Origin of the sequence: Achromobacter pulmonis, from assembly GCF_002885955.2 — a bacterium.
GTDB classification, from domain to species: domain Bacteria; phylum Pseudomonadota; class Gammaproteobacteria; order Burkholderiales; family Burkholderiaceae_B; genus Achromobacter; species Achromobacter pulmonis_A.
In genome coordinates, this window is record NZ_POQS01000002.1 from 368,836 (window position 1) to 391,047 (window position 22,212).

Annotated in this window: 25 protein-coding genes; 14 read left to right on the forward strand and 11 right to left on the reverse strand. The window is 69.5% G+C overall.

Going from position 1 to position 22,212, the window contains the following annotated elements:
• The first annotated feature begins 81 nt into the window (after positions 1-81).
• The 3 genes from C1I89_RS07730 to hpaI are packed head-to-tail and all read left to right on the forward strand — an operon-like array spanning position 82 to position 2,012.
• Positions 82-681: a hypothetical protein gene (locus tag C1I89_RS07730; protein ID WP_102772198.1), complete on the forward strand. Its 600-nt coding sequence runs from the start codon at positions 82-84 to the stop codon at positions 679-681.
• A 41-nt stretch (positions 682-722) separates the two neighbouring features.
• Complete coding sequence (gene hpaR / locus C1I89_RS07735) at positions 723-1,193, forward strand: homoprotocatechuate degradation operon regulator HpaR (RefSeq protein ID WP_102772199.1); 471 nt, start codon at positions 723-725, stop codon at positions 1,191-1,193.
• A 12-nt stretch (positions 1,194-1,205) separates the two neighbouring features.
• Positions 1,206-2,012 carry a 4-hydroxy-2-oxoheptanedioate aldolase gene (gene hpaI, locus C1I89_RS07740; RefSeq protein WP_102772200.1) on the forward strand — a complete coding sequence of 269 codons (807 nt, stop codon included), beginning with the start codon at positions 1,206-1,208 and terminating at the stop codon, positions 2,010-2,012.
• On the opposite strand, the gene C1I89_RS07745 is transcribed toward hpaI, so the two are convergent.
• Together C1I89_RS07745 and C1I89_RS07750 are read right to left on the reverse strand one after the other, a co-directional pair.
• Entirely contained in the window at positions 2,006-2,986 is a 981-nt protein-coding gene (locus C1I89_RS07745; RefSeq protein ID WP_102772201.1) for a Bug family tripartite tricarboxylate transporter substrate binding protein, read from the reverse strand. The two genes, hpaI and C1I89_RS07745, sit on opposite strands and share 7 nt — an antisense overlap.
• Before the next feature lie 75 nt (positions 2,987-3,061).
• Positions 3,062-3,955, reverse strand: a complete 894-nt coding sequence (locus C1I89_RS07750) for an MBL fold metallo-hydrolase (RefSeq protein WP_102772202.1) — start codon at positions 3,953-3,955, stop codon at positions 3,062-3,064.
• A gap of 116 nt (positions 3,956-4,071) precedes the next feature.
• Here C1I89_RS07750 and C1I89_RS07755 point away from each other — a divergent pair, with 116 nt between their 5' ends.
• Positions 4,072-5,025 (forward strand): LysR substrate-binding domain-containing protein, encoded by a 954-nt coding sequence (locus C1I89_RS07755; protein WP_102772203.1) that lies wholly within the window; start codon positions 4,072-4,074, stop codon positions 5,023-5,025.
• Positions 5,026-5,035: 10 nt separating this feature from the next.
• On the opposite strand, the gene C1I89_RS07760 is transcribed toward C1I89_RS07755, so the two are convergent.
• Positions 5,036-5,416: a tautomerase family protein gene (locus C1I89_RS07760; RefSeq protein ID WP_102772204.1), complete on the reverse strand. Its 381-nt coding sequence runs from the start codon at positions 5,414-5,416 to the stop codon at positions 5,036-5,038.
• Positions 5,417-5,496: 80 nt separating this feature from the next.
• On the opposite strand from C1I89_RS07760, the gene C1I89_RS07765 reads away from it, so the two are divergent.
• Positions 5,497-6,354: a LysR substrate-binding domain-containing protein gene (locus tag C1I89_RS07765; RefSeq protein WP_102772205.1), complete on the forward strand. Its 858-nt coding sequence runs from the start codon at positions 5,497-5,499 to the stop codon at positions 6,352-6,354.
• A gap of 9 nt (positions 6,355-6,363) precedes the next feature.
• On the opposite strand, the gene C1I89_RS07770 is transcribed toward C1I89_RS07765, so the two are convergent.
• From C1I89_RS07770 to alr, 3 genes are all read right to left on the reverse strand, one after another.
• Positions 6,364-7,083 (reverse strand): SDR family oxidoreductase, encoded by a 720-nt coding sequence (locus tag C1I89_RS07770; protein ID WP_102772206.1) that lies wholly within the window; start codon positions 7,081-7,083, stop codon positions 6,364-6,366.
• A 185-nt stretch (positions 7,084-7,268) separates the two neighbouring features.
• A complete protein-coding gene (locus C1I89_RS07775; RefSeq protein WP_102770808.1) occupies positions 7,269-8,234 on the reverse strand; it encodes an IS5 family transposase in 966 nt (321 codons plus the stop codon).
• 178 nt (positions 8,235-8,412) lie between these two features.
• Positions 8,413-9,540: an alanine racemase gene (gene alr, locus C1I89_RS07780; protein WP_102772207.1), complete on the reverse strand. Its 1,128-nt coding sequence runs from the start codon at positions 9,538-9,540 to the stop codon at positions 8,413-8,415.
• 131 nt (positions 9,541-9,671) lie between these two features.
• Between alr and hpnC the strand changes: the two genes are divergently transcribed.
• Genes hpnC through hpnE form a run of 3 tightly spaced genes read left to right on the forward strand, consistent with a single transcriptional unit; the run spans position 9,672 to position 12,698 of the window.
• Positions 9,672-10,502, forward strand: coding sequence for a squalene synthase HpnC (gene hpnC, locus C1I89_RS07785; protein ID WP_102772208.1), 831 nt, complete (start codon positions 9,672-9,674; stop codon positions 10,500-10,502).
• 1 nt (position 10,503) lies between these two features.
• Positions 10,504-11,367, forward strand: a complete 864-nt coding sequence (gene hpnD, locus C1I89_RS07790; RefSeq protein ID WP_102772209.1) for a presqualene diphosphate synthase HpnD — start codon at positions 10,504-10,506, stop codon at positions 11,365-11,367.
• Entirely contained in the window at positions 11,364-12,698 is a 1,335-nt protein-coding gene (gene hpnE, locus C1I89_RS07795) for a hydroxysqualene dehydroxylase HpnE (RefSeq protein WP_102772210.1), read from the forward strand. The genes hpnD and hpnE overlap by 4 nt, the downstream gene beginning before the upstream one ends.
• Here hpnE and crcB read toward each other — a convergent pair.
• Both crcB and C1I89_RS07805 read right to left on the reverse strand, forming a co-directional pair.
• Positions 12,695-13,087 carry a fluoride efflux transporter CrcB gene (gene crcB, locus C1I89_RS07800; RefSeq protein ID WP_102772211.1) on the reverse strand — a complete coding sequence of 131 codons (393 nt, stop codon included), beginning with the start codon at positions 13,085-13,087 and terminating at the stop codon, positions 12,695-12,697. The genes hpnE and crcB overlap by 4 nt on opposite strands.
• Positions 13,088-13,091: 4 nt before the next feature.
• Positions 13,092-13,646, reverse strand: coding sequence for an HdeD family acid-resistance protein (locus C1I89_RS07805; protein ID WP_102772212.1), 555 nt, complete (start codon positions 13,644-13,646; stop codon positions 13,092-13,094).
• A gap of 166 nt (positions 13,647-13,812) precedes the next feature.
• On the opposite strand from C1I89_RS07805, the gene C1I89_RS07810 reads away from it, so the two are divergent.
• The 5 genes from C1I89_RS07810 to C1I89_RS07830 are packed head-to-tail and all read left to right on the forward strand — an operon-like array spanning position 13,813 to position 18,198.
• Positions 13,813-14,445 (forward strand): PepSY-associated TM helix domain-containing protein, encoded by a 633-nt coding sequence (locus C1I89_RS07810; protein WP_102772213.1) that lies wholly within the window; start codon positions 13,813-13,815, stop codon positions 14,443-14,445.
• Between the two features lie 19 nt (positions 14,446-14,464).
• Positions 14,465-14,980 (forward strand): DUF2271 domain-containing protein, encoded by a 516-nt coding sequence (locus C1I89_RS07815; protein WP_102772214.1) that lies wholly within the window; start codon positions 14,465-14,467, stop codon positions 14,978-14,980.
• A gap of 14 nt (positions 14,981-14,994) precedes the next feature.
• Positions 14,995-15,795 (forward strand): DUF4198 domain-containing protein, encoded by an 801-nt coding sequence (locus C1I89_RS07820; RefSeq protein WP_102772215.1) that lies wholly within the window; start codon positions 14,995-14,997, stop codon positions 15,793-15,795.
• Positions 15,796-15,809: 14 nt separating this feature from the next.
• The gene (locus C1I89_RS07825; protein ID WP_102772216.1) at positions 15,810-16,823 is read left to right on the forward strand and encodes an FAD:protein FMN transferase; all 1,014 of its coding nucleotides are present in this window, start codon (positions 15,810-15,812) and stop codon (positions 16,821-16,823) included.
• 4 nt (positions 16,824-16,827) lie between these two features.
• Positions 16,828-18,198 carry a sulfite reductase subunit alpha gene (locus tag C1I89_RS07830; RefSeq protein ID WP_102772217.1) on the forward strand — a complete coding sequence of 457 codons (1,371 nt, stop codon included), beginning with the start codon at positions 16,828-16,830 and terminating at the stop codon, positions 18,196-18,198.
• Between the two features lie 10 nt (positions 18,199-18,208).
• Here C1I89_RS07830 and C1I89_RS07835 read toward each other — a convergent pair whose 3' ends face one another.
• Positions 18,209-19,168, reverse strand: coding sequence for a tripartite tricarboxylate transporter substrate binding protein BugE (locus C1I89_RS07835; RefSeq protein WP_168202099.1), 960 nt, complete (start codon positions 19,166-19,168; stop codon positions 18,209-18,211).
• Between the two features lie 34 nt (positions 19,169-19,202).
• Complete coding sequence (locus C1I89_RS07840) at positions 19,203-20,672, reverse strand: N-acyl-D-amino-acid deacylase family protein (RefSeq protein WP_102772218.1); 1,470 nt, start codon at positions 20,670-20,672, stop codon at positions 19,203-19,205.
• A 93-nt stretch (positions 20,673-20,765) separates the two neighbouring features.
• Between C1I89_RS07840 and C1I89_RS07845 the strand changes: the two genes are divergently transcribed.
• Positions 20,766-21,713 carry a LysR family transcriptional regulator gene (locus tag C1I89_RS07845; RefSeq protein ID WP_102772219.1) on the forward strand — a complete coding sequence of 316 codons (948 nt, stop codon included), beginning with the start codon at positions 20,766-20,768 and terminating at the stop codon, positions 21,711-21,713.
• A 13-nt stretch (positions 21,714-21,726) separates the two neighbouring features.
• Here C1I89_RS07845 and C1I89_RS07850 read toward each other — a convergent pair whose 3' ends face one another.
• Positions 21,727-22,173: an SRPBCC family protein gene (locus C1I89_RS07850; RefSeq protein ID WP_102772220.1), complete on the reverse strand. Its 447-nt coding sequence runs from the start codon at positions 22,171-22,173 to the stop codon at positions 21,727-21,729.
• Positions 22,174-22,212: the final 39 nt, after the last annotated feature.

Genomic DNA, 22,212 nt, shown 5'->3' on the forward strand with positions numbered 1-22,212 from the left:
TCGCGCATAATCAGACAGTGCTGCGCAAGATCGAGCCGCCCGCCCCACGCGGCCTCCCGAAACTGCGCAAGGAGTACGCGCATGAGCATTGCCTACCGCCCCCCTTTCGACGAAGACGATGAACGGGATCTGCGCGCCCTGTACCGTCGGCCCGACCCCGGCGCCAGCCCCGAACTGGACGCGGCGGTGCGCCGCAGCTGGCATCCCGGCCACAGCTGGCACCCGGCCTGGGGCGCCGCCGCCTGCGCCGCCATGGTCGCCGGCCTGTTCGCCTGGACCGACATGCGCGAGGCGCAGCAGGAATACGCCGATCCGGCCGCGCAGCTGACCGCGCCCCACGAATCCGCCGCAAGCCAGGAAGCGCCCGCTGCGGCCGCGGCTGAAACGCCCGCGCCGGCCGCCCCCGCCATGCAGCGCGAGGCCGTCGAGCCGCCCGCCCAGGAAACGGCGTCCGACACCCAGCCGCAGGCCGAAGCCGCGCCCGAAGGCGAGGCCGCCGCCGCCGAGCCGGCGCCTTTCAGCGACGAGGACATCGAGGCCCGCGCCGCGCATATCCGCGCCCTGATGCAGGCCGGCCAACAGGAAGAGGCCGTGCAGGCGCTGCGCGAGCTGCAGCAGGGCGCGCCCGACCTGGCCCTGCCCGACGACCTGCAGGAACTGGCCGACCGCAACCCGGCCTGAGCCCGGCGGGCCGCCCCCGGGCTTCTTGCTAACATAGCCGCATGAGCCCGAGCTTTCACCACCGCAACCTGCCTCACCTGCTGCTGCATGCGCGCGAAACGCTGATGGCGCATTTCCGCCCGCTGCTGAACGAGGCCGGCGTCACGGAACAGCAGTGGCGGGTCCTGCGTACCCTGAGCGAAACCGGGCCGATGGAGCCCAACCAGATCGCGCGCAGCTGTCAGCTGCTCAGCCCCAGCCTCACGCGCATGCTGGCCGGCATGCAGGAACAGGGCCTGATCAAGCGCGAACGCTCGCGCGCCGACCAGCGGCGCCAGGAAATCTCGCTCACGCCCAAGAGCCACAAGCTGATCGACCGCATGCGCCCGATGGTGGACGCGAAATACCTGGAGCTGGAATCCAGAATCGGCAAGGAACTGCTGGACCGCATGTACCGGGACGTGGACGCCATGGTCGAACTGATCAAGCGCGATCCCGATGCGCCGCAAGAGCCCGGCGAAACGCAATCCTGACTCCACTCGTCCATGGACATCCTGACCAATACCTTCAAACGCGCCCTGCTCCAGGGCAAGCCGCAGATCGGCCTGTGGGCCGGCCTGTGCAGCGCCTATTCCATCGAGATCGTCGCCGGCGCCGGCTTCGACTGGCTGGTGATCGACGGCGAGCACGCGCCCAACACCTTGCAGAGCACGCTGGCGCAGCTGCAATCCGTGGCCGCCTATCCCGTCGCGCCGGTGGTGCGGCCGGCCTGGAACGACGCCGTCCAGATCAAGCAGATCCTGGACGCGGGCGCGCAGACCATACTGGTCCCGATGGTGCAATCGGCCGAAGAAGCCGCGGCTGCGGTCGCCGCCGTGCGTTATCCGCCCCAGGGCATACGCGGCGTGGGCAGCGCGCTGGCCCGCTCCTCGCGCTGGAACCGCATCCCCGACTACCTGCGGCGCGCCAACGACGAGATGTGCGTGCTGGTGCAGATCGAAACCCCGCGCGCGGTCGAGGCGCTGGAACAGATCCTCGCCGTGGACGGCGTGGACGGGGCCTTCATCGGCCCGGCCGACCTGGCGGCCAGCATGGGCTACCTGAGCGAGCCCGACCATCCGGCGGTCGCGCAAGTGATCGAGCGCACCATCGAACGCATCGTCGCCAGCGGCAAGGCCGCCGGCATCCTGCATGGCAGGGTCGAACAGGCGCGGCGCTACCTGTCGCTGGGCGCGAGTTTCGTCGCCGTGGGCGTCGACGCGATTCTGCTGGCGCGCGCGGCCGAAGGGCTGGCGGCCCAGTTCAAGGACGTCGCCGCGCCCGCGGCCCGGGCCGCCCAGGGTCCCTACTGAGACTCCAGCACCACGCCCGAGGCGCGCACCACCTCCTGCCATTTGCCCGCCTCGCTGCGCAGGGTCTGGGCGAACTGGACCGGGGTGTCCTGCGCCGGCACGAAACCGTTGGCCAGATAGGACTGGCGCACCTCGGGCAGGCTCAGCACCTCGCGCAGCGCATCGGCGAAACGCGCGATGCGGTCGGCCGGCGTGCCCTTGGGCGCGGCGAAACCGAACCAGTTGCTCCTGACTACGTCGGGCATGCCGGCCTGCGCCGCGGTGGGCACGTCCGGCAGCCCGCCGAAGCGCTCGGGCGAGGCCACCGCCAGCACCCGCACCCGGTTCTGCGGCAGATAGGCCGCCGCGACGCTGTAGCCGCCGATGTACAGCTGCACCTCGTCGGCCAGCAGGGCCTGCACGCCCGGCGCCGAACCACGGTAGGCGATGTGCATCATGCCCGCGCCCATCGCCTCGGACAGGCTGTAGGCCGACAGGTGCGGCGTGGTGCCCATGCCCGGCGAGCCGTAGTTGAGCTTGCCCTTGTGGGCGCGGGCGTACTGCGCGAACTGCGCGTAATCCTCGGCCGGCACTTTGGCGCTGATGTAGACGAACGCCGGTATGTCGACCATCTTGCCCACCGGCTCCAGGTCGGTCAGCGGATCGAAGCCCAGCTTGCGGTACAGGAACTGGTTGATGACGAAGTTGTTGGTCGCCCCCAGCAGCAGCGTGTAGCCGTCGGGCTTGGCGCGCACCACGTCCTGCGCGCCGATGTTGCCGCCGGCGCCGGTCTTGTAGTCCACCACCACGGGCTGGCCCAGGCGCTTTTCCAGCAGCGGCTGGATCTGGCGCATGGCGACGTCGCCCGCCGCCCCCGGCGCATACGGCAGCACGACCCGGATGGGATGATCGGGATATTCCGCCCGGGCCGACGGCGGCAGCGCCGCCGCGCACAGGGCAAGCAAAACGGATACGGCGCAAGTCCGGTACGTCATGATGTCCTCCCCTGGCCGGCAGGCGGCGCGCCCGCGACATCCCGGCGCGTCGGCCGGCCGTAGTCGTTGCTGGTGCTACAGGTCGATGCGCATCAGGTCGTGCGCCAGGCGCAGCGGACCCGAGTAGTTCTTGCGGATGTCGGCCACGATCTCGTCCATCAGGTGCGGGCCCATCAGCTCCACCGGCAGGTGCTTGGCGGCGGCGCGCTTGAGCACCGGGCTGGTGGAATCGAAGTGGCCGAAGTGCGTGGCCACCAGGCTCTTCACATTGGCCCGCTGCGCGATCTTGCCCAGGTCGGTGGGGCTGGTGTGCGCATAGGTGCCCACGCCGGTCTTGGCGCGGTGCGCGATGAACGATTCGGGAAACGTGCACTCGTGGATCAGCAGGTCGGCGTCCTGCGCCAGCTTCACCATGGCCTCACAGGGCGCGGTATCGCCGCTGAACGCGATGACCTTGCCTTCGGCCTCGACCCGCACGCCGAAGCATTCGCAGATCTCGCGCGGAATGTGCTCGACCCAGTCGACCGAAATGCGCACCCGGCCGTCGTCGAACACCACGCCGGGGCTGACCTCGCGCACCTCGGGCCGGATGGCCTCGATATTGGCCTGGCGCACCGGATAGGCGCTGCGCGCCTGGAAATCGATCTGGAAGGCGCCGTTCTCGAACAGATGATCGACGAAGTGGCGCGTGCCCTTGGGCCCCAGCACCAGCGGCGGCCCCTTCTTGTTCAGCATCCAACTGGAAATCACGAAGTACGGATAGTCGCAGATGTGGTCGTGATGCATGTGCGTCAGGAACACGAAGCCGACCTTGGCCGGGTCGACATCGGCGCGCACCATCTGGCGCGTGGCCCCTTCGCCGCAATCGAACAGATAGTGCGTATCGTCATCCAGGGTCAGCAGGATGGCGGACTGGCCGCGGTCGGGATCGGGCAGCGCGGCGCCGGTCCCCAGCATCGTGATCTTCATGGTTTCCCCTTGTGTGTCGCAAGACGGTTGGACTGCGACCCAGTATAGGCACGGAGTGCATACGATCTAATCAATTATTAGAATGCTGTGATAACCAACAGGAATTACACGAAACCATGCCCTCCCCGCCCCGCATTCCCGAGCTGCGCCACATCGGCGGACGCCTGCGCATGCGCCACCTGGAGCTGCTGCGCGCGCTGTACGCGCTGCGCAGCGTGCACAAGGCGGCGGCCGAACTCGGCATGACGCAGCCGGCCGCCAGCAAGCAATTGCTGGAACTGGAGGACATGTTCGGCGTGCCGCTGTTCCAGCGCACGCGCCGCGGCATCGTGCCCACCGGCTTCGGCCACGCGCTGGCGCGCAAGGCCGACGTGCTCTGGTCCGACCTGTCCGGCGCGCGCAATGAAATGGCGGCGCTGGCCGTGGGCGCCAGCGGGCGCATCCGCGTCGGCGTGCAGCAGGTGGCGCTGCCGGTGCTGGTGCCGCGCGCCGTGCAGCGCCTGCACGCCGAGCACGCCGGCGTCACCGTCATGCTGCAGGAAGAGGCGCACGACACACTGCTGGCGGGCCTGGCGCGCGGCGAGTTCGACTGCGTGCTGGGCCGTCTCATGCTGGATGCGACGCAGCCCATCTTCCGCACCGAAGTGCTGTACGAGGAGCCCATATGCGTGGTGGCGCGCGTCGGCCACCCGCTGGCGAAATCCAGCCGCATCACCGCCGCCGCGCTGGCTCGGCAGGACTGGTTGCTGCCGCCGCCCCAAGCGCCGCTGCGCCAGCGCATCGACGCCTACTTCGCCCAACACGGGCTGACGCTGCGCGCGCCCATGGCCGAGTCGGTTTCGCTGCTGGCCAACGAGGTGCTGCTGCGCACCAGCGACGTGCTGTCGGCCATGCCGCGCGCGGTGGCGCAGCACTACGCCGCGCTGGGCGTGCTGGCCATCTTGAAGTTCCGTCCCGACTGGACCCTGCCGCCGGTCGGCGTGGTGCAGCGCGCCGAGGTCGAGGCGGCGCCTGCGCTGCAGCGCTTTCTGGAAGCGCTGCGCATCGAAGCCGGCGCGCTGGGCGCGTGAAGCCCGGGCCTCAGGCGTATTGCGCCAGGCCGCGGCCCAGCGACCAGTTCTCCTTGGCCACTTCCACCAGGCTCACGAATACGTCGTCGGCGCGCATGCCGGGGCTGGCGGCCAGCCGTCCGGCAATCCGCGCGAACAGCGCTTTCTTCTGCTGCGCGCTGCGCGTGTTGCTTGCCGTGATCTGGATGAACACCACGTCATCGCTGCGGTCCACGCCCAGGTAGGTCGCGCCATAGCGGAAATTGGCGGCGTCGTGTTCTGTCATGGCCATGAACTGGTCGTCGTCGGGAACGTCGTAGGTTTCGCGCAGCGCCTGATAGACGCCGTCGAAAATCGCCTGGCGGTAGGCTTCGGGCTTGCCCGTGCGCAATGAAATATGGACTAGCGGCATGGCGGTTCTCCAAGTTGTGCCGCTTCATGTTATCTATTCTGATACGCTATTTGCCCATATATCATTGATAAGTATTTGAAATGACCGACAGAGCCCTGGACCTGGATGCCGTCAAGGCCTTCGTGCGCATCGCCGAACTCGGCAGCTTCACCCTGGCCGCCGAGGCGGTGGGCGCCACGCAGGCCGCGGTCAGCCTGAAGCTGAAGCGGCTCGAAGACCGGCTGGGTTTCCGCCTGCTCGAACGCACGCCGCGCTATGTGGAGCTGTCCGCGCGCGGCGCGGGCTTCCTGGAGCACGCCCGCGAACTCCTGGCCGCGCACGACCGCGCGCTGTCGGCGGTGGCCGCGACCCGCCAGCGCCTGGCCATCGGCATCAGCGACCACGTCGCCGGCCCTGAACTGCCCTCGCTGATCGCGCGCATGAACGCGCAGGACCCGCAGCTGCTGATCGAAATCCGGATCGCCTCGTCGGCCGATCTGCTGCAGAGCTACGACCGCCGCGAACTGGACACGGCGATCGTCCGGCTGCACGCCGGGCGCAGCGACGGCAAGCTCATCGCGAAGGAGAAATTCGGCTGGTTCGCCGCGCCGGGCTGGCAGCACCGGGCGGGCGAGCCGCTGCCGCTGGCCACGATGGCGCAGCCCTGCGGCGTGCGCGCCTTGGCCGGCGAACTGCTGGACGCCGCCGGCATCCCCTGGACCGAAGTGTTCGTCGGCGGCGGCGTGATGGCGGTGACGGCCGCCGTCATGGCGGGATTGGGCGTGGCGGCGCTGGCGCCGCGCATGCTGCCGTTCGGCGCGGTGGACGCGGGCCCCAGGCTGGGGCTGCCCGCGCTGCCGCAGCTGCCGGTGCTATTGCATACGCGGGTCCGGGACGGCCGCGCGCACGATGCGCTCACGGCCCTGGCGGCCGCTTTCCGCAGCGCGGTGCGCGGCTGAGCCGGCGGCTCAGGAACGCCCGGCCAGGCTGCCGCCGCCGTCCACCCCCAGCACCTGGCCGGTGATGAAGCCCGCGTCGTCCGACAGCAGGAAGGCGATGGCGGCCGCCACTTCGGCGGGCGTGCCCAGGCGCTTCATGGGCACCGAGGCCAGGGCGCGCTTTTCGGCGTCGCTGCCGGCCGGCCGCGTGGCGCGGAACATTTCGGTTTCGATCGGGCCGGGCGCCACCGCGTTGACGGTGACGCCGTACTCGGCCAGCTCCAGCGCCCAGCTGCGGGTACAGCCCACCAGCGCGCTCTTGGCGGCCGAATAGGCGCTGCGGTCGACGCCGCCGTGGACGGCGCGGCTGACCACGTTGACGATGCGCCCGGCGCGGCGCACTTTCATGGATTCGATGAAAGCCTGGGTGACCTGCACCGCCACGCGCACGTTCAGGTCCAGCACGTTGTACAGGGTGGCCAGGTCGATTTCGCCCAGCGGCTGCGGCAGCACGATGCCGACGTTGTTGACCACGGCGTCGACCGGGAATTTCTCGCGGATCTCGCGCAGCACTTCCTCGGTGCGGCCGGCGTCGGCCAGGTCGCAGGCGTAGAGATAGCCGGGAAAATCCACGTCGGTGGTGTTGCGCGCGATCCCGACCACATGGCAGCCCATGTCGGACAGCCGCTGGGTAAGGGCCCAGCCGATGCCTTTGGTAGCGCCCGTGATGAGCACGCATTTGTCCTTCATGGATCCAAACCTCGCTTCAGTTTTCTAGGGAAGGTCTGAAGAACTCGATTTCAAACATCCAAAAATCGACCTCATGACCAAAGTATTCAAAAATGGTTAAAAACTGCTCAAATCATCGCCACTTTCGGGTTGTTTGCACCCCGATCAGGCCCGTTTTCGGGCCTGTTGGCGCTTTTTGGGCGCACTTACCCTGCCACCGCCGTCAACGGGCGGCGTGCCATCCAGATATTGGACAGCGTAAACAACATTTTCAAATGCGCAGTGTTCTTGGCCAGTCCACGGAATCTGACTTTACGAAACCCGAATTGGCATTTGATGACACGAAACGGATGCTCAACCTTGGCTCGAAGACTGGATTTGGCCCGCTCAATGTTTTGCGTCAAACGATCAATTGCGCTGTTACCCAAGGCGCGCCGTTTGCCGGGGCGCATGGCAATGTGCCAGGTTACGTCACGCCCTTGGTGCTCGGGTCGTTTGTCTACGCCTTGATAACCGGCATCGCCAAAAGCCAACGTTTCTTCACCATGCAGCAACGCAGCCGCCTGAGTAACATCATGCTCATTGGCAGCGGTGCCCACCACCGTGTGGACCAGCCCGCTGTGAAGATCAACCCCAATGTGGGCCTTCATCCCAAAGTGCCACTGGTTTCCCTTTTTGGTCTGATGCATCTCGGGGTCCCGCGTGCCGCTGGCGTTCTTGGTCGAGCTGGGTGCATCGATAATTGTGGCGTCCACAATGGTGCCTTTGCGCACCTGAATGCCTTGATCCTGCAACAGCAGGTTGACCGCCTCAAGCGCTTGGTCGGCAATGTTGTGCTGCTCGAGCAGATGACGGAAGTTCAAAATGGTGGTCTCGTCCGGCACACGACCTCCAGGCAGTTTGGCAAACTGGCGCATCGAAAAGCTGTCGTACAGCGTCTCTTCCATGGCCGGGTCCGACAGCGAAAACCACAGTTGCATGAAGTAGATGCGCAGCATCGTTTCCAGCGGATACGGTGGACGACCGATGCCCGGTTTGGGGTAATGCGGATCGACCAGATCGGCAAAGAGCTTCCACGGCACCGCACGCTCCATCTTGGCCAGAAACTTCTCACGGCGCGTTTTCTTGCGTTTGCCAACGTACTCGGCTTCGGAAAAACTCAACTGGCTCATCGGGTTCACTCGGATCGGACTGTTTTCAATAACTTATATTCTGACAGGTTCGTTGGACTTGTTCAGAGGTTCCCTAGGAAAAAACGGGCGCCTGAGCGCCCGGTCTTTCAAGTAGACACCATCCGGCGTTACCTGTCTTGTAAATTGCGTAGCAATTCTTGCACGCCGGACGGCCTGGTCAGGCGTCCCGGGTGACCGGCACGCGCGGCGCCAGGGCGCACAGCAGCTCGTAGCCGATGGTGCCCGCGGCCTGGGCGACCTCGTCGACCGACGGGCCTTCCTCGCCCCACAGCGACACCGGCGTGCCCACGCCGGCGGCGGGAACCGGGTCCAGGTCGACCATCAGCATGTCCATGGAGACCCGGCCCACGAGCTGGGTGCGGATGCCGGCCACGACCACCGGCGTGCCGGTGGCGGCGTGGCGCGGATAGCCGTCGGCGTAGCCGCAGGCCACGATGCCGATGCGCATCGCGCGCTCGGCGCGGAAAATCGCGCCGTAGCCGACCGAATCGCCGGCCTTGAGTTCCTGCACCGCGATAATTTCCGAGCGCAGCGACATGGCCGGCTTCAGGCCGAACGACGCCGCGTCGGCGTCGGCGAACGGCGAGGCGCCGTACAGGCAGATGCCGGGGCGCACCCAGTGCGCCTGCGATTCCGAACCGACCGCGATCTCGGCGAAACGCAGCGTGGCCGCCGAATTGCAGACGCTGATCGCGCCCGGCAGCTTATGCGTCACCGAATTGAAGATTCCCAGTTGTTCGTTCACGCCCTGCGGGCCGTCGGCGCAGGCGAAGTGGGTCATCTTGCCCACCGAGCCCAGCGTGCCCTGCCGCTGCAGCAGCAGGGCGCGTTCGTGCGCCGCGGCATAGGCCGCCGGGCTGAATCCCAGGCGGTTCATGCCGCTGTTGAGCTTGAGCATGATGTCCACGCGGCGCGACAGGCGCGCGCGCGCCAGCATGTCGAGTTGCTCGCGGTTGTGCACCGTAGCGCTCAGGTGGTAGCGGTCGACCACGTCCAGGTCGGCCGGATCGAAGAAACCTTCGAGCAGCAGTATCGGCCCGCCCCAGCCCGCCTCGCGGCAGCGCACGGCTTCGTCCAGGTCCAGCATCGCCAGGCCCTGCGCCTTGGAGAATCCGGCCACCGCCTGCTCGATGCCGTGGCCGTAGGCGTTGGCCTTGATGACGGCCCAGATCGAGGGCGCCTGCCCGGACGCGGCGGCGGCGGTCAGGTCGAGATGGCGGCGCACGGCGGCCAGATTGTGCGCGAGGGCGGAAACGGAGACGGTGGCTGAAATTGGGCGCGGCATGGTGTGCAATCCTGTGGCGCTTAAGTCTAACTGATCCTTGCCCCCGGCGGCATGGCGCCGCCGCGCGGGCGCGTACACCTTAAAATGATCCGGTCCCGGCTCCCGCGGGGCCGTCATCGCCCATCCGCTTTATGCCCATCGATCACTACGAAAACTTTCCCGTCGCCTCGCTGCTGCTGCCGCGCAGGCTGCGCGGCGCCGTGACCGATATCTACCGGTTCGCCCGCGCCGCGGACGACATCGCCGACGAAGGCAGCGCCACCGACGAGGAACGGCTGCGCCAGCTGGCGGCCTTCCGCGCCGAACTGCACCGCATCGGCGCCGAGCCGGGCGCCACGCCCGAGCCCGGCTCGCCCGAGCTGGCCGGCATCTTCGTGCCGCTGGCGGCCACCATCGCCCGCCACCAGCTGCCGATCACGCCGTTTTTCGACCTGCTGTCGGCCTTCGAGCAGGACATCGGCGTCAAGCGCTACGAAACCTACGCCGCGCTGGCCGACTACTGTACGCGCTCGGCCAACCCCGTGGGCCGGCTCATGCTGCACCTGTTCGAAGCCACCAATCCCAACAACGTCGAAGAGGCCGACGCGATCTGCACCGGCCTGCAGCTGGTGAATTTCTGGCAGGACGTGCGGGTGGACTGGCGCAAGCAGCGCGTCTACCTGCCCCAGGAAGACCTGCGCCGCCACGGCGTCACCGACGAGGACCTGGCCGCCTGCCGGCTGACGCCCGCGTGGCGCGACCTGATGGCCTTCGAAGTCGAACGCGCCCGCGCGCTGCTACACTTCGGCGCTCCGCTGGCGCGCCGCCTGCCGGGCCGCATGGGCCTGGAGCTGCGCCTGGTGGTGCAAGGCGGGCTGCGCGTGCTGGAGCGTATCGAGGCGGGCGGCTACGATGTATTCATGAATCGCCCCGAATTGGGCGCCAAAGACTGGGCCATCATGTTGTGGCGCGCAATTACCTGATATGACCCCTGACGAATATTGCCAGGAAAAAGCCGCCAAAAGCGGCTCCAGCTTCTACTACGCCTTCCTGTTCCTGCCGCCCGAGCGGCGGCGCGCCATCACGGCCCTGTACGCCTATTGCCGCGAAGTCGACGACGTGGTGGACGAATGCACCGATCCCTCGCTGGCGCGCGTCAAGCTGGCCTGGTGGCGCACCCAGGTCGACCAGATGTACGACGGCAAGCCCGACCATCCCGTCACCCGCGCGCTGCAGCCGCACCTGGAAAGCTGCGCCATCACGCGGGAGCGCCTGCTGGCCGTGATCGACGGCATGGAAATGGACCTGGACCAGACCCGCTACCTGGACTGGCCCGGGCTGCGCAAATACTGTTGGCACGCCGCCGGCGTGGTGGGCGAACTGTCCGCCGGCATCTTCGGCTACTCCGATCCCAAGACCCTGGTGTACGCGGAAAAGCTCGGCCTGGCGTTCCAGATGACCAACATCATCCGCGACGTGGGCGACGACGCCCGCCGCGGCCGCATCTACCTGCCGGTCAACGACATGCAGCAGTTCGAGGTCAAGGCCTCGGACATCCTCAACGGCGAATATTCCGAACGCTTCAGCGCGCTGATGAAGTTCCAGGCCGAGCGCGCCCGCGGCCTGTACCGCGAAGCGATGAGCAACCTGCCCGAGGCCGACCGCCGCTCGCAGCGGCCCGGCCTCATGATGGCCGCCATCTACCACGCGCTGCTCGACGAGATCGAGCGCGACGACTGGCAGGTGCTGCACCAGCGCATTTCGCTCACGCCGCTGCGCAAGCTGTGGCTGGCCTGGAAAACCTGGGTGGGCGGCGGACGCGGACTCGTCCGCCGGCTGGCGCGGTGAAGGCCGCGGTCATCGGCGCGGGCTGGGCCGGGCTGGCGGCCAGCGTCGCCCTGCGCGAGGCGGGCGCCAAGGTCACGGTATTCGAAGCCGGCCATACGCCGGGCGGGCGCGCCCGGCGCGTCTTCCACACCGAATTCGACGCGCCGCTGGACAACGGCCAGCACCTGCTCTGCGGCGCCTACAGGCAGACGCTGGCGCTGATGCGGCGCGTGGGCCGCAACCCGGACGCGCTGCTGATGCGCCGCCCGCTGCGGCTGGCCAGCCTGGACGGGCGCTTCCGCCTGGCGGCCCCGCGCCTGCCGGCGCCGCTGCACATGGCCGTGGCCATCCTGGGCGCGCGCGGCCTGTCCTGGGCCGACCGGCTGGCGATGCTGCGCCTGATGCGCGGGCTCAAGGCCATGTCCTGGACGCCGCCGCGCGACTGGACCGTGCAGCAGCTGCTGCATTACCACGCGCAGTCCGACGCGCTCATCGGCCAGCTCTGGGAGCCGCTGTGCCTGGCCGCGCTCAACACGCCGCCGGCCGCGGCCAGCGCCGCGCTGTTCGCGCGGGTGCTGCGCGACAGCCTGGCCGGCCGCCGCGAAGACAGCGACATGCTGATGCCCTGCACCGACCTGTCGGCGCTGTGGCCCGACGCCGCCGCGCGCCAGGTGACCATGCGCTACGGCAGCACGGTGCGCCAGCTGCGCCCGTCGGACGACGGCATCGACGTCAACCAGGAACGCTTCGACGCCGCGGTGCTGGCCGTGCCGCCCACGTTCGCGGCCCGCCTGCTGGACGCGCCGCTGCGCGAGGCCGGCGCCGCCGGCCTGTTGAACGCGCTCAAGGCTTTCGACTACCTGCCCATCGCCACGCTCAACCTCCGGCTCGCCGAGCCCTGGCGCCTGCCCGAGCCCATGATGATGCTGCGCGAGGAAGCCGCCCGCGGCCACGTCGGGCAATGGCTGTTCGACCGCGCGCAACTGGCCGGCGACACCCGCGCGGGCGAGCTGGCCGTGGTGGCCAGCAATGCGGTCGGCATCGCCGAGCGCAACCGGCGCCAGGCCATCGAGGCGCTGATCGACCAGGTGGCCGAGCAGGCCGCCAGCCATCCGGCGCGCATGTCCGCCATGCCCGAAGTGACGGCGGCGGAACTGTTCATCGAAAAACGCGCGACCTTCGCGGCCGTGCCGGGCCTGACCCGTCCGCTGAACACCACACCCTGGCCCACGCTGGCGCTGGCCGGCGACTGGACCGACACCGGCTATCCCGGCGTGCTGGAAGGCGCGGTGCGCAGCGGCCTGCAGGCCGCCAGCGTGCTGGCCCGCGCAAGCGCCGAAGCGGCCGCCTAGCGGAACAGGCTGGCGCTGGCCAGCCCGGCCGCGGTCAGCAGCAGCGAACCGGCCAGGCTGGCCCCGGCGTAGCCCAGCGCGCCGCCGTAGGCGCCGCGTTCCAGCATGGCCACGGTTTCGGCCGAGAACGTGGAAAACGTGGTCAGCCCGCCCATGAAACCCGTGATCGCGCCCAGGCGTATCCAGGCCGGCCATTCGGGATGCGCGGCCACCAGCGCCAGCGCCAGCCCCACCAGGTAGCCGCCCGCCAGGTTCACCGCCATGGTTCCCCAGGGCCAGGACTCGACGTTCAGCCACAGGCCGATCAGCCAGCGCGCCCAGGCGCCGAACATGGCGCCCAGGCCCACTGCCAGGAAATTGAGGGGAATCAGGGTCTGGTATGCGGACATCGGATCAGGGCGCCTTGTGCTGTCGCAGGCGCAGGGAAAAAACCAGCAGCAGTATGCCGAAAAACACGGCGTAGATGCCGATCACCCACACCAGCGCCAGCGCGCCCGCGCCGGGCTGCATGACCAGCATGGCGCCGAACAGCACCGACACCAGGCCGGACAGGCCGAGCAGCCATTCGTTGCGGATCTCCTTGCGGAACCGGACCGCCGCGACCAGCTGGAACACGCCCGACACCAGCGCCCACAGCGCAATGATGTAGAGCAGGACCAGCGCCGTCAGGCCCGGCCACAGGAACGTGACGATGCCGGCCGCCACGCCCAGCAGGCCCACCACGATGAGCGCCCACAGCGGCTTGCCGTTGTCCCGGATGCGCACGCCGGCCACCAGCGCCAGCACGCCGTCGGCCAGCGCGAAGGCGCCCCACACCAGCACCAGGGCCGACAGCGTGATGGCGGGCATGAACATGGCCATGAGGCCGAACAGGATGGCGACGACTCCGCGCAGCGCCACCCATCCCCAATGACGACCGATGTGATCTGCGACTTGCCGTTCGAGCATGACGACCTCCGGGGGTTTGCCAAGGGTGGCCTATCTTATCGCCGCAGCCCTCCGGGCGCCACGCGGCGGCGAAACCGATTGAAATCCTCTTGCGGTCGCGCGCGTGGCACTTATAAGAGTCATTCTCATTAAGTGTTAGAATCCGCGGGCTTTCATCCGAAACCCCATGGACAGCCCAACCACTCCCCGCCGCCGCGCCTACTGGCTCAAGACCCTGCACCAATGGCACTGGATCAGCTCGGCGCTGTGTCTGCTCGGAATGCTGCTGTTCGCCATCACCGGCCTCACGCTGAACAACGCCTCGCACATCGAGGCCAAGCCGGTCGTCACCAGCCGCCACGTCCAGCTTCCTCCCGCCGAACTGGCGCAACTGTCCCCTCCCCCCGCGCTGGACCGCAACAAGGCGCCGCTGCCGGCCGCCGTGGCGCGCTGGCTGGACGACACGCTCGACGCCGGCGCGGCGGGCCGCCAGGCCGAGTGGTCCGCCGATGAAATCTATCTGTCGCTGCCGCGCGCCGGCGGCGACGCCTGGCTGTCCATCGACCTGGCCAGCGGCGAGGTCGAGTACGAACGCACCGACCGCGGCTGGATCTCCTACCTGAACGATTTGCACAAGGGCCGCAACACCGGCCTGGCCTGGAGCTGGTTCCTCGACATCTTCGCCGTGGCCTGTCTGGTGTTTTCGCTGACCGGGCTGGTGCTGCTGAAGATGCACGCCGGCAACCGCAGCGCGACCTGGCCGATGGTAGGGCTGGGCGTGGTGATCCCGGTCGTGCTGGCCCTGCTATTCATCCATTGATCCGCCCCTGGAGACTTCCATGCGCAAGCTGTTGCTGTCGGCCCTGCTGGCCGGCCTGATCGCCCGAACGGCCCAAGCGGCCGACATCGGCCTGTCCATCGAGGTGCCGCGCCTCGACGTCGCCGAATACCACCGCCCCTACGTGGCGATCTGGATCGAGAATCCCGACCAGAGCGTGGCCACCGACCTGGCCGTCTGGTACGACGTGGCCAAGAAGAACAACGAAGGCACCGAATGGCTCAAGGACATGCGCCAGTGGTGGCGCCGCAGCGGCCGCAACCAGCAGTTTCCGGTGGACGGCGTGAGCGGCGCGACCAAGCCCGTCGGCAAGCACGCGCTCAGCTTCGACGCCGCCAGCAAGCCGCTGGCGCAGCTCAAGCCCGGCCAGTACGCCGTGGTGGTCGAGGCAGCGCGCGAAGTCGGCGGCCGCGAGCTGCTGCGCATCCCCTTCCAATGGCCGCCGCAGAAGGCCGAGCAGCTGACCGCCCGCGGCGAACACGAACTGGGCGCCGTCGCGCTCGACCTGAAACCCTGATTAGGAGCGCAACGATGAAATCCACCGCCAAACTGGCCGCCGCCCTGGCCCTGTGCCTGCCCTTCGCCGCCCAGGCCCATGACGTCTGGATGGTGCCGTCCTCGACGGTGCTGTCGGGCACCGACAGCTGGGTCACGGTCGACGCCGCCGTCGGCAACGACAAGTTCTATTTCAACCACGCGCCGCTGCGCCTGGACGGCCTGGCCGTGACCGCGCCCGACGGCAAGCCGGCCGAGGCCGAGAACCTCAACCGCGGCAAGCTGCGCAGCACCTTCGACCTGCAGCTCAAGCAAAGCGGCACCTACCGCGTGGCCGTGGTCAACGACGGCGTGTTCGCGCGCTGGAAGGAAGACGGCAAGAACAAGCGCTACTTCGGCAAGCCGGAAGGCCTGGCGCAGGCGGTGCCGGCCAAGGCCGACGGCCTGGAGATCTCCCAGAGCGTGGGCCGCGTCGAAACCTTCGTCACCGCCGGCAAGCCGTCGGCCGTCAAGCCGGTCGGCCGCGGCCTGGAACTGGCGCCCGTGACGCACCCGAACGACCTGTTCACCGACGAGCCCGCCACCTTCCAGATGCTGCTCGACGGCAAGCCCGCGGCGGAACTGCAAGTCAATGTCGTGCCCGGCGGCAGCCGCTATCGCGACAAGGTCGGCGAAATCGAGCTCAAGACCGACAAGGACGGCAAGTTCACGGTGAAGTGGCCGCAGCCCGGCCTGTACTGGATCGAAGCCGGCATGGAAGACGCCAAGGTCACCGTGGAGCAGGCCAAGAAGCGCCGCCTGTCCTACGCCGGCACGGTCGAAGTGCTGCAACCCTGACGGTCAGCCGGCGCATGGCCTCTTCTTCCTACGCCCCGCGCGGCGCGCCGGCCGCGGCCGTAAGCGTCGCCTACGGCGCCATGCCGGCGCGCCCGGCGGCGCTGGCCGGCGCCACCATGGGCACGACCTGGTCGGCGCGCATGGCGCTGCCGGCCGGGCGCACCGAAGCGGCCGCGCGCCAGGCCATCCAGGGCGCGCTGGACGACGTGGTGGCCCAGATGAGCACCTGGGAAGCCGACACCGACATCACGCGCTACAACCGGGCGCAGCCGGGCTGGCAGGCGCTGCCGGCCGGGTTCTTCCATGTGCTGAGCCACGCGCTGGCGCTGGCCGAGGACAGCGGCGGCGCCTACGATCCCACCGTCGGGCCGCTGGTCAACGCCTGGGGTTTTGGGCCGCACCAGCGCGCCTTCGAACCGCCCTCGCCCGGCGCCATCGAGGCCGCGCGCGCCCGCTGCGGCTGGCGCCGCGTGCAGCTCGACGCCGAACGCCGCGCGGCGCTGCAGCCGGGCGGCGCCTACCTGGACCTGTCCTCCATCGCCAAGGGCTACGGCGTGGACCGCGCCGCGCTCGCGCTCGACGCCCTGGGCGTCACCCAATACCTGGTCGAAGTCGGCGGCGAACTGCGCGCCCGGGGCGCGCGGCCCGACGGCCAGCCCTGGCGCGTCGCCATCGAAGTGCCCGACGCCAGCGACGGCCATGCGCTGGCGCTGCCGCTCACGGACCGCAGCATCGCCACCTCGGGCGACTACCGCCGCCACGCCGGCAGCGGCGACCAGCGCTACGCCCACACCATCGATCCGCGCAGCGGCCAGCCGGTGCGCAACAACCTGGCCTCGGTCACGGTGCTGCATGCCGGCTGCATGCAGGCCGACGCCTACGCCACGGCGCTGACCGTGCTGGGCGAGGCCGACGGCCTGGCCTACGCCCGCCACCACGACCTGGCGGCCCTGTTCATCCTGCGCGCGCGCGACGCCTGGCGCGTCGTGGCCACCCCCGCGTTCCAGGCGCTGGCCGGTCTGCGTTGACGCCATGGCAGCAACCCGGTTGATCGCGGCGGCGTGCGTGGTGGGGGCCTGGCTGCTCTTGTGCGCCTGGGCCTGGCGCCGCGCCCGCCTCCACCGCGTGCAGCAGGCGCTGGCCCGACAGGCCCTGGACGCGCCGGTCCCCGACGACACCTTGCTGGTCGCCTACGCGACGCAGACCGGCTACGCCGAGATCCTGGCCGAACAGACCGCGCAATCGCTGCGCGCCGGCGGCCTGGCGGTGCGCGTGGCCGCGCTGGAACAGCTGGACGGCAGGCGTCTGGCCGAATATCGCCGCATGCTGTTCGTGGCCAGCACCTATGGCGAAGGCGATCCGCCCGACGCCGCCGCGGCCTTCGCCCAGCGCATGCAGCAGGCCGCGCCGGCGCTGGCCGGCTCGCAGTACGCGGTGCTGGCGCTGGGCGACAGCGAGTACGCGCACTTCTGCGGCTTCGGCCATCGCCTGGACGAGTGGCTGCACGCGCAGGGCGCGACGCCGCTGTTCGACCTGGTCGAAGTCGACAACGGCGATCCGGCCGCCCTGCGGCACTGGCAGCACCACCTGGGCCTGCTGGCCGGCCGCAGCGACCTGCCCGACTGGCAGGCGCCGGTCTACGAATCCTGGCGCCTGGCCGAGCGCCGCCACCTCAATCCAGGCAGCCAGGGCGGCCCCTGCTATCTGCTGACGCTGACCCCGCCGCCCGGCGTCGCGCCCGACTGGCAGGCGGGCGACATCGCCGAGATCGGCCCGCGCCGCGAAACCGGCGGCCCGCTGCTGGCGCACCGCGAATACTCGATCGCCTCGCTGCCCGAGGACGGCTCGATCCAGCTGCTGGTGCGCCAGATGCGCGGCGCCGATGGCGCGCTGGGCCTGGGCAGCGGCTGGCTGACCCACATCGCCCAGCCGGGCGATGCCATCGATCTGCGCGTGCGCGCCAACCGCAATTTCCATGCGCCGGCCGACGACCGCCCGCTGCTGCTGGTGGGCAACGGCACCGGTCTGGCCGGGCTGCGCGCGCTGATCAAGGCGCGCCGCGCCGCGGGCCGGCGGCGCAACTGGCTGGTGTTCGGAGAGCGCAACGCCGCGCACGACTGGTTCTGCCGCGTAGAGATCGACGCCTGGCGCGGAGACGGCACGCTGGAGCGCGTGGACGCGGTGTTCTCGCGCGACCAGCCGCAGCGCCGCTACGTGCAGCACCTGCTGCGCGAACAGGCCGACGCGGTGCGCGCCTGGATCGATGCCGGCGCGGCGGTCTACGTCTGCGGCAGCCTGCAGGGCATGGCCGGCGGCGTGGACGCCGCCTTGCAGGACATCCTGGGCGCGGCGCGCCTGCAGGCCATGCAGCACGACGGCCGCTACCGCCGCGACGTGTACTGAACGGCCGGGCTTACTGCAGCTTGATCTGCGCGCGCTCGATCACCGTCTTCCAGCGGTCGCGCTCGGTGCGGATCTGCGCGCCGAACTCGGCCGGCGTGTTGCCCAGCGGGAACGCGCCGGTCTCTTCCATCTTGGCCGCCGTCGCCGGATCGCGCACCGCCTGGGCGAACGCCTGCGCCAGCTTGTCGCGCACCTCGTCGGGCATGCCGGCCGGCCCCACCACGCCGTACCAGGCGGTCACGTCGTAGTCCTTGTAGCCCTGCTCCGCGAAAGTCGGCACGTCCGGCAGGCGCGGATTGCGCTGCGTGCCCGTGATGGCCAGCGCGCGCAGGTGGTTGCTCTTCAGGTACGGCAGCGAGGACGGGAAATTGTCGAAGATCACCGGCACCACGCCGCCCACGGTGTCGGTCAGCGCCGGCGCCGAGCCGCGGTACGAGATGCTGTTCATCTTGCCGCCGATGAGCTGCAGGAACCAGATCATGCCCAGGTCGTTGACCCCGCCGGCGCCCGCGTTGGCGTAGCCGTCCTTGCCGGGATTGGCGCGCACGTGCGCCACGAAGTCGGCCAGTGTGCGGGCCGGATATTCCGGGTTCACGCTGAGGATATTGGGGCTGGTGACCAGGTTGCTGATGGGCGTGAAATCCTTGACCGGGTCGTAGGCCAGCTTGGGAAACAGGTGCGGCGCGGTGCCGTGCGTGCTGACGGTGGCAAGCCCCACGGTGTAGCCGTCGGGTTTGGCGCGCGCCGTGGCCGTCATGCCTATGGTGCCGGAGGCGCCCGTGCGGTTCTCGACCACGACCTGCTGGCCGAGGATCTCGCCCGCCTTGGCCGCCGCCAGCCGGCCGACGATATCGGTGGGCCCGCCCGCCGGGAACGGCACGATCAGGGTGATGGGACGGTCGGGAAAGGCCGCCTGGGCGGCGGGCAGCACGGCGGCCAGCGCCAGGGCGATGCAGGTCTTGCGCAACATGATGCTTGTCTCCTGTGAAGGATGGTGGATGTCGTTATCGGTGGGAATCGGCCGCGGGCTGCGCCATCGCCTCGCGCCGCAGGATGCGGCCGGGGCGCGGCTGCCCGGCCAGCGGCGGATGGACCTGGCGGCCGTTGACCAGCACCTGCTCGACGCCGGCCGAGGCCAGCGTCGGCGCCTCCCAGGTGGCGCGGTCCTCGACGGTGTCGGCGTCGAACACCACGATGTCGGCCCAGGCGCCCTCCGTGAGCTGGCCGCGCCCGGTCAGGCCGAACACGCGCGCCGGCAAGGCGGTCATCTTGGCGACCGCCTCCTCCAGCGTCAGCAGCCGGGCCTCGCGCACGTAGCGGCCCAGCACCCGCGTGAAGCTGCCCCACAGGCGCGGGTGCGGATGCGCGTCGTTGGGCAGGCCGTCGGAGCCGACCATGCAGCGCTCGTGCCGGAAAATGCGCTGCACCTCGGCTTCGTCCATGGCGAAGTAGATCGCGCCAGCCGGGCACAGGCGGCGCGCCGCCGTGGTCTTGTCGCAGCCCCATTGCGCCGCGATGTCGCTCAGGTAGCGCCCGCCGCATTCGGGATGCGGGGTCGACCAGGTAATGCGGATGTCGTCGATGAGGTCGGCGCGCTCCGGAATCAGGATGGTGGAGCTGCCCGGATACGGGTAGATGTCCAGCGCCACGTCCACGCCCTCGGCGCGCGCGCGGTCGATATTGGCCAGCGTCGCGCGGCTCTTGCCCCAGTTGCGCGGCAGCATGCACTTGTGGTGCGAGAGCACGGTGGCGCAGCCGGTGCTGCGGCCCACTGACAGCACCTCTTCGACCGCGGCCTCGACCTCGTCGCCCTCGTTGCGGATATGGCTGGTGTGCATGGCGCCGCGCGCGGCCGCCACCCGGGCCAGCCCTTCCAGCTCCGGCGGCTGCGCGGCGCCGCCCGGCTGGTACGCCAGCCCGGTGCTGAATCCCACCGCGCCCGCTTCCAGGGCGGCCTCCAGCATGCGCTCCATGGCCTGCTGTTCCTCGGCCGTCGGCTGGGCCGCCGGATCGCGCATGGCGGCCAGGCGCAGGTTGGCGTGCCCCACCAGGGCCGCCACGTTGATCATGGGCTGCTGCGCGCGCAGTTCGCCGAAATAGGCGTCCATGTCGGCGAACAGCGGCGTCTCGCCCAGCAGCGCCAGCGCCGCCGCGGTATTGCCGGGCAGCGGCGCGGGCGCGCCGCTGACGCCGCAATTGCCCACCACCACCGTGGTGATGCCCTGGCTGGTCTTCCATTCCAGGCCGGGCCGCTCCACGAACATCAGGTCGTCATGGCCGTGCACATCGATGAATCCGGGCGCCACGATCTTGCCGCGGGCGTCCACGCGCCGCGCCGCGGCGGCCTGCGCCAGGTCTCCGATCGCGGCGATGCGGTCGCCCGACACGCCCACGTCGGCCCGGCGCCGCGGGCCGCCCAGCCCGTCGATGACCCAGCCGCCTTCGATGATGAGGTCCAGAGTGTGCTGCCGCATTGCCTATCCTGCCGGGAGGTGAAAAGGCCTAGTATCGGCGCACGGATCAATCTGGGAAAATTGTTTTTATTGATCCATCTATCGTGATTTGAAATGAATCGCCTGCCCAAGCACGTCACGCTCAAGCACCTGACCGCCTTCGTCGCGGTGGCGCAGGAATCCAGCTTCACGCATGCCGCCAAGCGCCTGTTCCAGACCCAGTCCTCGGTCACCGGCCTGGTGCAGCAGCTGGAGGAAGCGCTCGCCACGCAGCTGTTCGCGCGCACCAGCCGGCGCGTGCTGCTCACGGCGGCGGGCGAGGCCTTCCTGCCCGGCGTGATGCGGCTGCTGGCGGATTTCGACGGGGTGATCGAGGACGTGGTGCGCTTCGGCGCGCTGGAGCGCGGACGCGTGGGCGTGGCGGCCGCGCCGTCGGCCATTACTCAGATCATCGCGCCGGCGTCCGCCGCGTTCTGCGCCCGGCATCCCGGCGTGCGCCTGTACCTGAGCGACGACAACTCCGGCCGCATCCAGCGCAAGGTCGCGGCGCGCGAAGTCGATTTCGGCCTGACCAGCCGCTGGGCCGACGCGCCCGGGCTGCATTTCGACGCCGTGCTGGAAGACCGTTTCGGCGTGCTGTACCGCGAGGACGACCCGGCGCTGCGCCCCGGCCGCGGCGGCACGATGCGCTGGTCCGACCTGGCGCCGCGCAAGCTGGTGGGCGTGGTCGACGAGACCGGCATCATGGCCTTGCTGCGCGCCCGCGCCGACCTGCCGATCGAAGCGGCCGCGCCGTTCTACGAGGCGTCCAGCACCACTTCGCAGGCCGCGCTGGTCAAGGCCGGGCTGGGCGTGGCGCTATTGCCCGCGCTGGCCGCCCAGCGCGTGCTGGAGCCGGGGCTGGCCTACGCGCTGCTGGCGCGGCCCACGGTGATGCGCACGGTCTGCATCATCCGGCCCAAGGAATATCCGTTGAGCCCGGCCGCCGAGGGATTGATCGGGGCGATCCGGGATTATCTGCGCACGGCGGAGCTGCCGGCGGGGTGCAGGCGGGTGGGGTGACCGCCCGCACTCCTTACTTGGCCGCGCGCAGCTTCTCGTCCAGGGCCGCCAGGCCCGCGGCGAACACGCCCTGGCCCACGGCCTTGGCCACGTCGCTCAGTTCCGCGCCTTCGACGCGGAAATCGGCCCACCACTGCACCAGCGTCTGGCCGCCTTCGGTGACGGGATGCAGCGACACGCCGGCGACGTAGTCGCGCATGGGCAGGTCGGTCTCGATGATGGAATAGCGCAGCGCCGTGCCGGGATCGTCCAGCATCAGCAATTGCTCGCGCACGAAACCCGAGGGCTTGAGCGTCAGGTACCGCACGCTGCCCACGGCGTCGTGGCGGCCGCCCTCTTCCAGGCGGCTTTCGGCGATGCCGGGATGCCAGGCGGCCAGGCCGTTGAAGTCGCGGAAGCTGGCCCAGACCTTCTGAAGCGGCGCATGGATGATGGCGCTGACGTGCACGGTGTGCGGCATACGGACTCCTGCGGGCGCGCGGCCCTGTGTGGTGACGGG